The organism is Candidatus Zixiibacteriota bacterium, from assembly GCA_026397505.1.
In the GTDB taxonomy this organism is placed as follows: domain Bacteria; phylum Zixibacteria; class MSB-5A5; order GN15; family PGXB01; genus JAPLUR01.
On record JAPLUR010000053.1, the window covers coordinates 1 to 14,570 of the forward strand.

The following is a 14,570-nucleotide window of genomic DNA, read 5'->3' on the forward strand; positions in this document are numbered from 1 at the left end:
ACCAGATCGGCGCCGTCATCCATGGTGATATGCGGGTGAAAATCGAGCGCCTGATGAATATGCTTATAGTAAGTTGTTTTTTCTTCGGCGTTGATTGCGAAAACGGGAATACCAAAATCTCTCACCAGCGAGGCGGCCACATCATCCTGAGTCGAAAGAGGGTTCGAGGCGCAGAGGGCGGTATTGGCCCCGCCCGCTCTCAGCGTCGCCATCAGGCCGGCTGTCTCGGTGGTCACATGCAGACAACAGGCCAGATTGATCCCCTTCAGCGGCTTCTCTCTGGCAAACCGTTCCCGTATCAGCCGCAGCACCGGCATATTGTGCTCGGCCCATTCGATACGAAGTTTCCCTTCGGGTGCCTTTTTTGGATCGGCAATATCGCAATTGACCTTACTCATGTTTTATGCGTCCTTCAGTAGATCTTTAACCTTATCAGTTTTTTCCCAGGTATAATCGGGGTCACTCCAGCCGAAATGACCGTACGCCGCCGTCTTACGATATATCGGGCGAAGCAGGTCCAGAGAGGCAATAATCCCGCGGGGCGTCAGGTCAAAATTCTTCCTCACCAGTTCTATCATATGCTTATAGTCGATCTTATTGGTTTTGTCGGTGAAGATCATAACGGAAACCGGCTCGGCCACGCCAATAGCATAAGCCAGCTGGATAGTGCACTTCTCCGCCAGTCCGGCGGCCACAATATTTTTGGCGATATAACGGGCCATGTATGAGGCCGAGCGGTCGACCTTGGTCGGGTCCTTGCCTGAAAAAGCGCCGCCGCCATGGCTGGCCATCCCGCCGTACGTATCGACGATGATTTTCCGCCCGGTCATCCCGGTATCCGACTGCGGCCCGCCGATCACAAACTTGCCGGTCGGGTTGACATAATATTTCGTATCGGCATCGAGCATTTCCGCCGGAATAATCGGCTTGACCACCTGGGCGATAATTTCCTGGCGCGCCTTCTCGGTGATTTTCCTTCCGGTTTCATCGAGTATATCTTCGGTGTGATGGGCCGAAACCACGATAGCTTCAATACGCACCGGCTTCTTGTCGCGATATTCGACCGTAACCTGCGACTTTCCATCCGGACCGAGATACGGCAAAATCTTTTTCTTGCGCACTTCGGCCAGACGTTTGGTCAGTTTGTGGGCCAGCATGATCGGAAGCGGCATCAGTTCCGCTGTCTCGCGGCAGGCATACCCGGACATCAACCCCTGATCTCCGGCGCCGCCGATATCCACTCCCTGCGCAATATCGGGCGACTGCGACCCGATCGCATTAAGTATTCCTATCGAATTATAAGCAAATCCAAATTTGGGATCAGTATATCCGATATCGGCTACCAGACCGCGCACCAGTTTTGGTATATCGGCATATCCCGTGGTCGTGATTTCACCTCCCACAATCGCCAGACCAACCGTGACAAAACATTCACAGGCCACTCGTCCCTTCTTGTCCTGCCTTAAAACATCATCCAGAACGGCGTCAGAAATCTGATCGCAGACTTTATCCGGATGCCCCTCGGTTACCGATTCGGAGGTAAAAAGGAAGTTCCCTTCAGGCATGAAAGTGCTCCTTCTTCAGATATTCTTAAAAATTTCCTATTTCCGCATATTTGGCAATATTGATATGACTGAAAGTTCCCCGCACCGTCGCTTTCTCCCCCACCAGCGACTGCTCGAGCAGACTGAACTCGACATGAGCCCTTTTTCCAATTATGGAATCACGGATTATCGAACGATTTATTCGGGCGTTATCTGATACCGAGACATAAGGACCGATGATCGATTCTTCTATGATCGCCGATTCCGCAATATGAACCGGCGGGATTATGATGGAGCCGGGGTAGTCGGCCGACAGATTCGATTCCGTTAGAAGCAAACGGTTGGTTTCGATAAAATTTTCCCGGTTGCCGCAATCATACCAGCCATCAACAACAAATGGGGCAAATCCACAGCCATCGACTATCATCGCCTCCAGGGCATCGGTCAACTGTATTTCGCCGCTGGTTTTTCTCCCCTCGGCAACAATCTCTGCCAGGTGTTCCCTGAGAATTTCCGATTTCTCAAAATAGTAGAGTCCCACTAGGGCCAGATCCGATTTGGGATTCTGCGGCTTCTCCTCCAACGCCAAAACCCGGGCTTCCTCCACAACCGCCACGCCGAAACGTCGCGGGTCGGTAACCTTTTTCAAGCCTATAACGTTGGAGCCAGACTTAATAAATTCCTTGAAATCAGTGCGGGCAATTGTATCCCCCAGAATTATCAATACCGGGCCGCCTTCGGCCTTCTGCAACGCCAGATAAATGGCATACCCCAGCCCCAGAAGCTCCTTCTGCTCCACAAACGAGGTCTTGACCAGATAGTTGCTCTGAACATATTCAACAATATGATCGCCCAGATGCCCGATTACAAAGATTACCTCTTCGGGATTTAACAGCAGAAGCGGATCCAGAATATGCGATAGAACCGGCTTCCCGGCAATCGGCAGAAGCGCTTTCGGCACGGCATAAGTGTGCGGGCGCATCCGTGTCCCTGCGCCGGCGACTGGAATGACAATTTTCAAACCTTTTCTCATGGCAGCTAATAACCTGCGCCAATATAGGGCTGACCGGGGGAAAAAGGCAAACCATTTTTGCCACAAAAATCAGTGTCCGGGAATGGCGTCGGAAATAGGAAGAAAATTCCCCTATTGAGGAGCGAAACGCTCGCTAAAAGAGTTGCCTGATACTGCCCAGCCAGTCAAACATAAGAAATTGAACTTGGCCGATAAGAAGCGATATCCGGGCCATGACCGTATAACCGAAATGCGCCCCAAATGAAATCATGATGAACCAGATTCCGACCTGGGCGGTGACTCCCAGCGCCCCCTTATGTTCCTTGGAGAAATAGAAATATATCAAGGTGGAAATGACCCCGATAACGATCACCAGCGCCAGCAGGGTGCCGGCAAATCCCTGACGCGGGTCGAGCGAAAGCATGGTCGAGCGAACCTGCGGCAGGATAAGCCCGTGCAGTTGCGAAATAAGAAACACTCCGGCCGTATTCCCCATAACAAAGGCCAGCGAGGCGCGACTGATCCAGGACCATTTGGCAAAAAACCTCGCAAACATCAATACGCCCAGCATGGCCGGGAAAAGAAGCCACCAGCGTCCATCATCAAACATTGGGTTGACCAATTGCTGGATAATCACCGCCTGCCAAACCAGACCGACATAATACCCGGCCGAAAGCCCCGCAAAGACATGCTCGGCCAGCTTATAGAACGGATTATCCTTGTAGAGAAAAGAGAATAGGGAAAGAACGAGGAACGCTCCAAGCCATATCTGGAGATTTTCCACCAGACTCATTTCCTCACCCCTTTCCCGTCCTTCCGGCTGACAAAGAAACCGATATTGCCGATTACGACCAAGAAGATTATCAGCAGATGCACCATCGACTGAGCATCCATCCCGCGAATGGCATTACCCTCGTGCTTGACCAGCAATTCATATTCGGCCGCCCCTTTCATTCCACCCAGAAGGCCGGTCAGCTGCTTGGCCTCCAAAAAGGAATACATCTTCGGCGCCATGACCGCCGTCACACCGGCCCCAACCGGAACACCAAACTGGGCGTTGACTATCGAAATCCAGTAATCAACGATACCGTTATCCGCCACGACATATATGAATTTTACGTCATTATAGTTTTTCACCCGATTCATCAGGGGCAGCTCTTTCAGCGGGGTTCCGGAATTATCCGCCGGATAAATAGACTCGATCGAGTTGCCCATCCCTTTTAAGACCGCCACATAGTTGGCCTTATATCCCAGATTGACATAGTCGATCCCGTAAACCTTGTTGTACTCAGCCGCCAATTTGCGGGTCACCCGTTCGGCAATGGAGGGGCCTCCCAGCGGGATCGTGGTCATGGTGATGATCCTCATGTTCTTTCGAAACATCTGGTTGAGCGCCGCTATCGACATCGGCTCGGTTTCTGCCAACGTTGAGGGATAATAGTCGAAAGTAAGGAAAACCTCCGAGCTGTCGGGGAGTGATTCGACCGCATCATAGAGCTGCTGGGCCTCGGGGCTGATTTCGACCGGAAACTTGATAATCACCAGCATCGGGACAATGACTGATATCGCCACCAGAAGATATATCCAGCGGCGATCCAGCCCGGCCACTCTTTCCCAGAAACCCATCTTAACTCTTCCCCATATAGGTGCGCTCGATACCAAGCATGATTCGCAGCGACATCGAGGCCGCGCCCAGCGCCGCGCCGATTATAATCCCGCGCTGCACCGCCACGTTGACGCCGTTCATCACGAAAGTATTTATATAACCTGGAACATTATCGCCGAAAAGCCGCAGGAACGCCTCCCCCATCGGGATACGCCAGAGCATCACCAGCACGGCGGTCACCAGAAGCAGTGTGGCTTCGGCGTTGCGAGCCCGAAACGCTCGATATGCCGCCGAGGCGATATAAAACGCCAGCATGGCGAACATCGTCGCCATCATCGGCGCATCAAGATAATTGAATAGCCAATCATAAATAGATCCGTTGCCGGTACCAAATAGCGGCCCCCAGCTTTCGGGCAGAATACTGTACATGACTTTCCCGACCGCAGATTTCGCCGAAACCGGCATCACGGAAGGAATCGCCATGGCAAAAATCGATATTAAAGTGGCCAGATTGAACAACCAGCCGCTTTTCCTCTGACTTACGGTACGGGAATTCACCCTGACAATCGATACGACCCCAAGAAGAAGGGTAAAGCCGCCGACAATGGTCACCCACTGAAGAACCTCTTCTTCGATATTCCCCAGCACCGTCCTGGCCGGATTGAAAAAGAAGCCGACCACCATAATCAGGCCGGAAAGAAATGCTACTATGACCGGAACCGTCGTTTTCATTATCTAACCTGTTTTCAGAAGATCTTTAAATCCTTCGCCAATCCCCAGGGTCAACAGTATCACCCCGATAATAATCATAACCACCAGAATAATTTTGATGAAATCCTGCCCCTTCAATCCGCCCAGCAGAAGGGGCTCATGGCTGAGATAACTCGAGGCGGCATACAGTTCCTCTCCCATCAGGGTATAATCACAGGCCGCTACGAAAAAAGGCAACTGCTCGGGGCGGGCCGTTCCGGCAATCTGTATCGAACCGGCGGCATTGCCGGTCTCGGCCAGAAGCAACGACTCGGCAAAAAAGGCTCCCATATATATATTGGCGGCCGGACGGTCACGCATCATAATGCCATTGACCGTGGCCGTGAATGCAAATTGCTCTCCCGCGACATATTTTACCGTATCCCGATCATAAGCATCTTTCTTCCCCATCGAGGCATATGCCTGCTCCACTACTTCCTGTCCGGCTGCCAGCACCATCGGATACCGCACCGGCACGATTAGCGGTGTCTCGTACTGAGCGGTTATTCTGGCCACCCGCCCCAGTATCGAAAGGCCGGCAATCGTCTCGATCTCGTCAATCTCCGAAATGCCTGGAATGAAGAGCACCGGCTTTCCCATCTCGGTGGCCCGTCCGACCGCCTCCTCGATTGCGTCCAATCCCGAAATCTTGCGGACAAAGAGGCTCTTTCCTTGCCGCGCCCAATGGGTGTAAAGAAGAATCAGCGTCGTGAACACCACAGCAAAAACCAGAATCGCCGTCCGATCGACCCGGAATATCGAATCGGGGATATTCTGGGCCGATGCCGGCACGGTCAAACAGCCAGCCAGAAAAATTGTGAGGGAGAATATTCGCAATGAGGATAATCCGGGCACTCTATACACGATCCTAAGATAACCCTTTCGCGCCGGCGATGTCAACCGAGAACGAGTGCTCATAAGTAATTAATCATTATCCTGTCACAAATAACGACTGGAACCAGTCTCCTATGTTGAATGTCGTCAGAATTGTCCCGACCAGAATGGCAATGACAAGGATGATCTTTATCAAATCCTGCCCCTTCAATCCGCCCAGCAGCAGCGGTTCGTGACTCAGATAGCTGGAGGCGGCATAAAGCTCCTCCCCCATCAACGTATAGTCGCAGGAGCAGATGAAAAACGGCAATTGCTCCGGCTCGGCGGTGCCGGCGATCTGAATGGAACCGGCGATATTCCCGGTTTCGGTCAAGAGAAGCGATTCGGCATAAAAAGCCCCCATCAGAATATTGGCCGCCGGCCGCTCCCGTATCATGATACCGTTGATCGCAGCCGCCAGCGCAAACTGCTCCCCCGCTACGTACCGCACGATATCTTTATTATAGGCATCTTTCTTCCCCATTTCGATATAGGCATTTTCCACGACTTCCTGTCCCGCCGCCAGAATCAGGGGATAGTTGACCGGCACTATTAAAGGGGTATCATACTGCGCGGTTATTCGGGCAATCCGCCCCAGTATCGAAACCGCCGCCACCGTCTGAATACTGTCAAGCTCTTCTATTCCGGGGACAAAGAGCACCGGCCGCCCCATCTCGGTCGCCCGGCCGACCGCCTCTTCAACCGCATCGAGCCCGGGAATCTTCCTTATGAAAAGCTTCCGCCCCATTCTCGCCCAGCGTGTATAGAGAACAATAACCGCCGAGAAAAAAATAACAAAGATAAGAACAGCCGTCCGCTCGGTCCGGAAAAGAGAGCCGGAAGAATTCGCTGCCAGCGCCATCGAATGCATTCCATTTATTAAAATAAATGCAATGGGAATTGCGCCTGCAAACACTCTCATATTAATTCCCTGAGTATTAAGGTGTCCCGTCTGTAAAAATCATAGCAGCCTCATGTTGTCAATCAACCTCACTCCATACAATCTCACCGCCAGTGAACATACGCAATCGGCATCAATCTTCATTACCGGCTTCAGGGTTTCAAAATCAGTGAAAGCGATATAATCTATTTGGGCGGTCGGGCAGAAACTCTTTATGATCCGTTTCATCTCATTCCTTACAAGCTCTGGGTTCCTTGCCCCTTTTACCTTTATCATCTTTCGTGCGGCCTCCAGCGCCTGATAAAGGCAAACCACCTCTTTCCTCTGCTCCGGGGAGAAATATTTATTGCGTGATGACATCGCCAGGCCATCCTTTTCCCGCTTGGTCGGCGCAATAATCATCTTGATGGGGAAATTAAGATCTCTGACCATCTGCTTCAGCACGATCGCTTGCTGATAATCTTTCATCCCGAACAGCGCCACGTCGGGGCGGGTAATATTGAACAGCTTGGCGACAATCGTGGTTACCCCGCGGAAATGACCCGGCCGAACCGCCCCATCAAGGCTCTTCGTTATTTCTTCCGCCGTCACATAGGTCTGGAAATCTTCCGGGTAAATATTTTCCGCGTTCGGAATGAATACAATATCTCCACCCGCACCGCGGATTTTGGCCAAATCCCCTTTCTCATCCCTGGGATAGCGGCCAAAGTCTTCATTGGGTGCAAATTGGGTCGGATTAACAAAGATGGTCGTGATAACAATGTCGGATAATTTCTTCGCCCGCCTGATGAGAGAGATATGCCCCTCATGCAAGAAACCCATCGTGGGGACAAGGCCGATTTTCTTTCCCGCCGCCGCCAGCGCTCGGGCGCGCCTCTGCATCTTCTTTATATCACGGATAATTTCCATTTCATTATTACTTTATACATATTCAAGAGTTAGATTGCCGTTTTCCAGCCGGCCATAACTGAAATGGTCGATAAAATCGCCGGTGTTGAAATAAACACCCCCTTTCATTTCTTTTAAGATCGGCAGATGCAGATGGCCGATAACGACAATATCATTCCCCTCGGCAATCTTCTTTTCCGCATACATCTCATAATCTTTGATAAACTTCGGTTCTCGACCCGCCGTATAGCCGCGCGATGAACTCGAGACATACTTGGCCAGCGGGATACCCCAGTCGGGCGGAATCTTCCGGTAAAGCCAGATATTGAATCGGTTGCGCAGGATCTTTTTTAGAATCCGGTAACCCCGGTCGGAGGGTGACAGGCCGTCGCCGTGAATCATGAATATCTTCTTCCCTTGCTCGGTAACTGTGAAACAGTCACGATGAATGGTGATTCCCGCCTCGCGGCTCAAAAACTCCCCCAGCCAAAAATCATGATTGCCGGTGATATAGTGAACTTTCTTTCCCTGCTCCACCAGCGAGGCCAGACGAAAAACCACTTTGACATGCTCCTTGGGGATGGCATGTTTGTACTCAAACCAGAAATCAAACAGATCCCCCAGAATAAAGACCTTGGTGGCATCGTTTTCGATTCTTTCCAGAAATGAGTTCAGTTTCTTCAATTTGACATCCTCGCCGGCCGCGTCCGAGGCGCCCAGATGCACATCAGAAAAAAAATAGATCGCCATAGAAGATGATTATAACACAAGTAACGGGAATTGTCAAAAACGGATCAACTCCCGCTCGGGCCCGTCCTGCTCGACAGACCCCGAACAGTCTTCACCCGTAATCCCATTAGGACGAAATGATAAAAGTGCCCCTACTTTTCCAGCTCTCCTTTTAGGAAATCGATCACCTTGACCGGGGTCGGGTCCACATTATTGAGCACGGCCAGATAGAACGAGGTAAAATCCCCCAACTGTATCAGCGAAAAAATCCTCCCCAGGGCAAAATCGCCGTGAGAAAAAATATCGACCACGTCAACATTCAGTTTTTCTATTATGGTGCGCACGATTTCCATGCGCCGAGTAATCCGGGGGTGGTCGTCATTATCGCGCAAATAAATGACAATAATCCTGTCGCGATACGCTTCAATCACATTCCAGCCGACCAGTTCGTTATGATTGAATTCGGCAAACTGATTGTTAAAAGCCAGGCATTTGGCATTCTCGCAGATTTGCCCTTTCCACCTGGTGCCGACCGCATCGGTCAATTCCGGGCCGGAATAAATTATGGGAATCTTCTTGTATAATCTTAGTGCCAGTGTTTTGGCGGGGTTATTTTCCGCCGACGTGTCATCGGCAAACCGATCGCGATAAGCTTTAAGCCCCAAAATCAACTCGGAGATATCATTTTCGACTTCCCCGATCAGCTTCAGCCTGGATACCAGCATCAGAAGCGGCACAAAAGAAAAACCGAGCGCGGCCCGCGGCGGAAATCCCTTTGGCAACTCGACCAGCAGGAAATTATTGGCCCGGGCAATATCGGCCACTTTACCGCCTGAACTGATACAGGCCACCCTGGCTCCGCGACTCATGGCATCGCTCAAAGCCGAGAGAGTTTCCTCCGTATTTCCCGAATAAGATGATACCACTACCAGCGAATCCCGGTCGACAAATTCCGGCAGACGATAATGGCGGCAGACATGAAAGGGAATCTTAATAGTTCCGGCCAGATAAGAGCGAACCAGGTCTCCCCCTATGGCCGACCCCCCCATGCCGGCGACAATGATATTCTTGATATCCCGGTAATGACCGAGTTCGGGATTAATTCCCTTTCCGATCGCCAGCGCCTTTTCAAGCTGCTCGGGGAAATGATAAATCTTGTCATACATTCCTGAAGGATCCAAAGCCTTCATCTTATCGACCGCGTCAAGTGTGTTCATATTCTTCCTCTATTTCAACAGCATGTTGTAGTCCAGCAGGCGTGCTTCAATTTCCTTTAAGGTCTTCATTTTCATTATGGCCGCGGCCAATTCCACCGTCTTTTGATAATTTAGTTTGGTAATCAATCGGCAGGCCGCCGGCAGTTTCGAGGGATTCATGGAAAGTTGCGTTATCCCCAGGCCGATCAAAAGCGGGATGGCGATAATATCGCCCGACATCTCGCCGCACATGGCAATCGGGATATTTCTTCTGCGGGCCGCCGCGATGGAAATCTCTATCAATCGCAGCACCGCCGGATGGAGCGGATTGAAAATCCGCGCCAATCTTTCGTTGTCACGGTCAGCGGCCAGAGTGTACTGAGTCAGGTCGTTGGAACCGATCGAAAAGAATGCAACCCGCTCGGCCATCAGCTCGGCGGCCACGGCGGCCGAGGGTACCTCGATCATCACACCCACTTCAATCGCCCGGTCAAACTTGATACTCTTCTGCCGCAGTTCCACCATCGCTCTCTTTATCAGATCCAGGGCCTTTTTGAGTTCCGAAATATCGGCCACCATGGGGAGCAATATTTTTACATTCCCGCGATGTGACGCTCTCAAAATGGCGCGAAGCTGGTCTTTGAAAATCTTGGGCATATCCAGCGCCGCCCGAATCCCCCGCCATCCCAGAGCCGGATTACCCTCCTTGACCTGATGCTCATTCATGAAGTATTTATCCGATCCGAGATCGAAAGTCCTGATAACCACCGGCTGCGGATAATACTTGCTGACCACCGCATCATAGACAAGAAATTGCTTATCCTCCGCAGGAAAAGAACCATTCTGAAGATAAAGAAATTCCGTCCGGTACAAACCAACGCCAACCTTATGCTGAGATAAAATCTGATCGACCGGACCGGGAAGGTCGATATTGGCGGCGACATCTATGGCCACGCCGTCGGCGGTCCTGGGCGGAAATTCCGGCAGATTCTGAAGCATCGATATATGACGGGTGGTCAATTGAGTCTTATGTTTGTGAAGCTCCTTCCACTCGGCATCGCCCGGATTGATGCTCACCGTCCCATTATCACCGTCGATCACCACCCGGTCGCCCGATTTTATTTTCAGATGCGATTGCACCGCGCCGACCACGGTCGGAATCAGGAGCGAACGGGCCACCAGAGCCATATGCGAAATGGCACTGCCCCCCGAGGTGACAATCCCGGCGGCATGCCTTTCGTAAAGACTTAATACTTCCGCCGGAGTGAACTCCTGCGCCACAAAAATGCACCCGGGCGGAAACTGTGTCTCCGCATGTTCTCCCAGCCCGATCAAATGACTGATTATCCGCCGCGAAACCGCTTCGATATCATATACCATCTGCCGCATATAATCATCGCCCGACATCCGCAGCGGCGTCAGCGAATTCTCCACCAGCATGCTGTAAACATACTCGGCGTTCTTCCGGCTGCTTTTTATCTCGTCTTTAACTTTATTGAGAAAATCATGATCGCAGGCAATCATTACCTGGGTATCGAAAATCTTGGCCACCGGGCCGCCGATCTTCTGGCCGGCCGATTTGCGCCACCGCTCCAACTCGACCAGCGTCTCTTCCACCGCCTTGTCCAGCCGGGCAATCTCGGCATTCACCCCGGAGGCAGGAACAATCCGTTCTTCAATGGAATGCTCCCACTTGAAAATAACCCTCGCCTCACCAAACGCCAGACCCGGGGAAGCGGCAATGCCTTTAATCAGGGGACTCTTTTTCCGGGTTACCATTTAAATCTTTCTGCTCGTTTAAGCCAATAATATCGTTACACCGGAAACTATGCAATAAAATTATAAATTCTTCAAATCACCGAAACCGGAGCTGATTAATTCCGCCAGACTCGCCACCGCTTCATTTTCGTCTTCACCCTCGGCGGTGATAATCAATTCCGAGCCTGCTTCCGCCGCCAGCATCATCACCCCCATAATCGATTTCCCGTTAACCTCCAACCGGTCTTTCTCCAGAAATATTTCCGCTTTGAATTTGGAGGCGTGGCTGACAAACATCGCCGAGGGGCGGGCATGCATTCCGAGACGATTGACCACTTTAACCGTTTTCTTGACCATGAGGCGATTTCAGTTGAGAATATATCGCTTGCCGGATAATTCTTTCACTATTCCTTTCAATTCCAAAGCCAGCAAAACCTGCATCAAATCCGGAATCGGGGTGTTCAGCTTCCGCGAAAGACCATCTATATGTATCGGCTCATCGGCTATCGACTGAACTATCAGTTGCTCCATCCCTGTCAGGCCCTCCGCTTTCCGCATCTGTTCCACTTTAACCTTCCCTTTTAAACGCGGCAATTCGGAAAAAATGTCATCAACCGTGGTGAGAAGCCTAGCCCCCTGTTTAATCAGCTTATTCGTCCCCCTGCTCATCTCCGACCGGGGTGAACCGGGCACCGCAAATACCTCGCGGTTCTGGATCAGCGCATGACCCGCCGTCGAAAGAGCCCCCGACCTTTCCGCCGCTTCGATTACGACCACGCCCTGCGAAAGACCCGAAATAATTCTATTTCTCTTAGGGAAATTCGGGCCGTAAGGAATCGTTCCCGGCAGAAGCTCGGAAAAAATGGCTCCCTTTTGAATAATCTTGCCGGCCGTCTCACGACCTTCCGGAGGATAAATTATATCAAGAGAGGAACCGAACACCGCAATGGTTCGGCCGCCTGATTTCAGGACACCCCGATGCGCGGCCATATCAATGCCGCGGGCCATTCCCGATATAACCGTTACCCCGCTGGCCACTAACGCTGCGGCCAGGCTCTCGGCGAAATGCCGCCCATCTTCTGAAGCCGTGCGCGAACCGACGATAGCGATAGCATTGTGATCGGATTCACAATATTCCCCCATATAAAATAATACCGGCGGACGATCATCCACATCCTTAAGCGGCAATGGATAATCCGGGTCATCATAGAGAAAATATCGCCAGTTCCTTTTGTATATCTCCTCGACCGCCTCTACGGCCTTTTCCCGATTCTGTTTCTCTTTGATTTTCGAAGCCGTTTCCCGGCCAATTCCCGGTGCGTCGGATAATTCACTTACCGAAGCGGCGAGAATCCTCTCCGGCTCCGGGAATGTCTGAAGCAACTGGTAGAGACGGCCGACACCAATCCCTTCAACGCCCAGCAACGTAATCAGGTCAATTAGCCTGCTTTTCCGGTCTCCGGCGGTCAAGTTCATTTTCGATTCGTTCCAACAATTCCTTAATTCCCAGCCCGCTCTGGGCCGAGCAAAGAATATAGTCAGGATTAATTTTCGCGTAAATCTCTTTTAGCTTTTTTTCTTCCAGCAAATCCCCTTTGCTCAAGACCACAATATGCGGCTGTTTGGCCAAACGCGGATCGAAACTCTCTAGTTCGTGCCGCAAAACCGCCAGTGTCTTCTCTACATCATCAGAGGTGAAAATATCTATCATAAAAACAATCACCCGCGTCCGCTGGATATGTTTCAGGAATTGGATGCCCAACCCTTTCCCGTGTGATGCTCCCTCGATGATTCCGGGGATATCGGCCAGAACAAATGATTTCATTTCCCGCAGTCGAACAATCCCCAGATTGGGAATGAGCGTCGTGAACGGATAATCGGCAATTTTGGGCCTCGCCGCGGAGAGGCGCGCCAGCATCGTTGATTTTCCGGCATTGGGAAGCCCCACCAGCCCGACATCAGCCAGCAACTTCAATTCCAGCGATAGTCTTAATGACTCACCCGCACGCCCCTCTTCGGCATATCGCGGCGTCTGATTTGTGGGAGATTTGAAATGGTTGTTTCCCCGCCCCCCTCGCCCGCCGAGGGCCAGTACGACCTCGTTTCCTTCTTCATTGAGGTCGGCCAACGTCTGGCCGGATTCCAGATTGATGATAATCGTCCCCACCGGCACCCTGATAATAATATCCTCACCGGCCTTCCCTGATTTGAGCGACCCCTGTCCCGGATGGCCGTTTTCAGCCCTATATGCCTTCTTATAGCGGAAATCTAGCAGGGTAGCCAGATTGCTGTCGGCCCGGAATATTACACTCCCGCCTCGGCCGCCATCACCGCCATCCGGCCCCCCCTTGGGAACATACTTCTCATGGCGAAATGCAACACATCCTGGGCCACCATCGCCCCCCTTGATTTCAATCTCGGCGTAATCGATAAACATCCTGCTTCAATTCCGTATCAAAAGTGCTTTAAAATTAAGGATTTATAATATACAAAAGATGACCGAATAGAGCCAGATTTAACTGCATTGACCTGATTAATCTATCGGAAACGGCTATTTCTTGAAATATGCGATAAGTTTCTGTGCAACTTCGGCGCGGTCGATATCTTTTTCCATCCGGCCGTCATGAGTTATCGATATCTCGCCCGTCTCTTCCGAAACCACCACCGATATGGCATCGGAAACCTCCGTAATACCGATCGCCGCCTTATGCCGCATGCCGTACAGTTTCCGAAATTCAGGCGACTGTGTCAGGGGCAATGTACAGGCCGCCCCGGCAATCGTGTCCCCGGTGACTATAATCGCACCATCATGAAGCGGAGTATATGGGGTGAACAGATTAATGATTATCTCCCAGGAAATCTGGGCGTTGATTAATTTACCGGTTTCGATATAATTGCGCAGCCCTTCCCCTCTTTCCAGCACGATGAGCCCGCCATAACGTAGTTCCGAAAGGCGCACCGCCGCCCGCGAAATCTCCTCCAGCGATTTCTGTTCCTCCACCCGCATCAGGTATTGGAATAGCCGGGAGTGGCCCATCCGAGCCAGCGCCGAGCGAAGTTCCGGCTGAAAGACGATGACCAGCACAATGAATCCGACCGTGGCCAGATTGGAAAAAAGCCACGACAACCCCTCCAACTGGAACCAGAAAGCAATAAAAGCCACCACAAAAATAAGGACCAAACCGGTCACCATCTGCGCCGCCCGTGTCCCTTTCATGAGCGCCAGAAGCTGGTAAATGATGAGTGAGACTATCAGGACATCAAGAAGGTCTATCAATCGGAAAGAAAGAAAACCGAAATGAAACAACTCCAT

At 51.5% G+C, this 14,570-nt stretch carries 16 protein-coding genes; all 16 read right to left on the reverse strand.

Annotation, left to right across the window (positions count from 1 at the left end; translation table 11 throughout):
- Positions 1-398 (reverse strand): adenosylhomocysteinase (locus NT002_04850; GenBank protein ID MCX6828592.1); only part of this gene is annotated, 398 nt, incomplete at its 3' end.
- A gap of 3 nt (positions 399-401) precedes the next feature.
- Entirely contained in the window at positions 402-1,565 is a 1,164-nt protein-coding gene (metK, locus tag NT002_04855; protein ID MCX6828593.1) for a methionine adenosyltransferase, read from the reverse strand.
- 25 nt (positions 1,566-1,590) lie between these two features.
- Entirely contained in the window at positions 1,591-2,577 is a 987-nt protein-coding gene (locus NT002_04860) for a sugar phosphate nucleotidyltransferase (GenBank protein MCX6828594.1), read from the reverse strand.
- A 133-nt stretch (positions 2,578-2,710) separates the two neighbouring features.
- Complete coding sequence (locus tag NT002_04865; GenBank protein MCX6828595.1) at positions 2,711-3,349, reverse strand: hypothetical protein; 639 nt, start codon at positions 3,347-3,349, stop codon at positions 2,711-2,713.
- Positions 3,346-4,182 (reverse strand): hypothetical protein, encoded by an 837-nt coding sequence (locus NT002_04870; protein ID MCX6828596.1) that lies wholly within the window; start codon positions 4,180-4,182, stop codon positions 3,346-3,348. Before NT002_04870 ends, NT002_04865 begins: the two co-directional genes overlap by 4 nt.
- Before the next feature lies 1 nt (position 4,183).
- Positions 4,184-4,894 carry a hypothetical protein gene (locus NT002_04875; GenBank protein ID MCX6828597.1) on the reverse strand — a complete coding sequence of 237 codons (711 nt, stop codon included), beginning with the start codon at positions 4,892-4,894 and terminating at the stop codon, positions 4,184-4,186.
- A 3-nt stretch (positions 4,895-4,897) separates the two neighbouring features.
- Positions 4,898-5,704: a hypothetical protein gene (locus tag NT002_04880; protein ID MCX6828598.1), complete on the reverse strand. Its 807-nt coding sequence runs from the start codon at positions 5,702-5,704 to the stop codon at positions 4,898-4,900.
- Between the two features lie 139 nt (positions 5,705-5,843).
- Positions 5,844-6,647: a hypothetical protein gene (locus tag NT002_04885; protein MCX6828599.1), complete on the reverse strand. Its 804-nt coding sequence runs from the start codon at positions 6,645-6,647 to the stop codon at positions 5,844-5,846.
- A gap of 99 nt (positions 6,648-6,746) precedes the next feature.
- Positions 6,747-7,595: a pantoate--beta-alanine ligase gene (gene panC / locus NT002_04890; protein ID MCX6828600.1), complete on the reverse strand. Its 849-nt coding sequence runs from the start codon at positions 7,593-7,595 to the stop codon at positions 6,747-6,749.
- Between the two features lie 12 nt (positions 7,596-7,607).
- Positions 7,608-8,324 (reverse strand): UDP-2,3-diacylglucosamine diphosphatase, encoded by a 717-nt coding sequence (locus tag NT002_04895; protein ID MCX6828601.1) that lies wholly within the window; start codon positions 8,322-8,324, stop codon positions 7,608-7,610.
- A 131-nt stretch (positions 8,325-8,455) separates the two neighbouring features.
- Entirely contained in the window at positions 8,456-9,520 is a 1,065-nt protein-coding gene (locus NT002_04900; protein MCX6828602.1) for a bifunctional phosphoglucose/phosphomannose isomerase, read from the reverse strand.
- Between the two features lie 9 nt (positions 9,521-9,529).
- Complete coding sequence (gene ptsP / locus NT002_04905; GenBank protein MCX6828603.1) at positions 9,530-11,278, reverse strand: phosphoenolpyruvate--protein phosphotransferase; 1,749 nt, start codon at positions 11,276-11,278, stop codon at positions 9,530-9,532.
- Between the two features lie 60 nt (positions 11,279-11,338).
- A complete protein-coding gene (locus tag NT002_04910) occupies positions 11,339-11,614 on the reverse strand; it encodes an HPr family phosphocarrier protein (protein MCX6828604.1) in 276 nt (91 codons plus the stop codon).
- Between the two features lie 9 nt (positions 11,615-11,623).
- A complete protein-coding gene (dprA, locus tag NT002_04915; protein ID MCX6828605.1) occupies positions 11,624-12,733 on the reverse strand; it encodes a DNA-processing protein DprA in 1,110 nt (369 codons plus the stop codon).
- On the reverse strand, positions 12,693-13,694 hold the full coding sequence (obgE, locus tag NT002_04920; GenBank protein ID MCX6828606.1) for a GTPase ObgE: 1,002 nt from the start codon (positions 13,692-13,694) through the stop codon (positions 12,693-12,695). Before obgE ends, dprA begins: the two co-directional genes overlap by 41 nt.
- Positions 13,695-13,808: 114 nt before the next feature.
- Positions 13,809-14,570 carry a diadenylate cyclase CdaA gene (gene cdaA / locus NT002_04925; protein ID MCX6828607.1) on the reverse strand — a complete coding sequence of 254 codons (762 nt, stop codon included), beginning with the start codon at positions 14,568-14,570 and terminating at the stop codon, positions 13,809-13,811.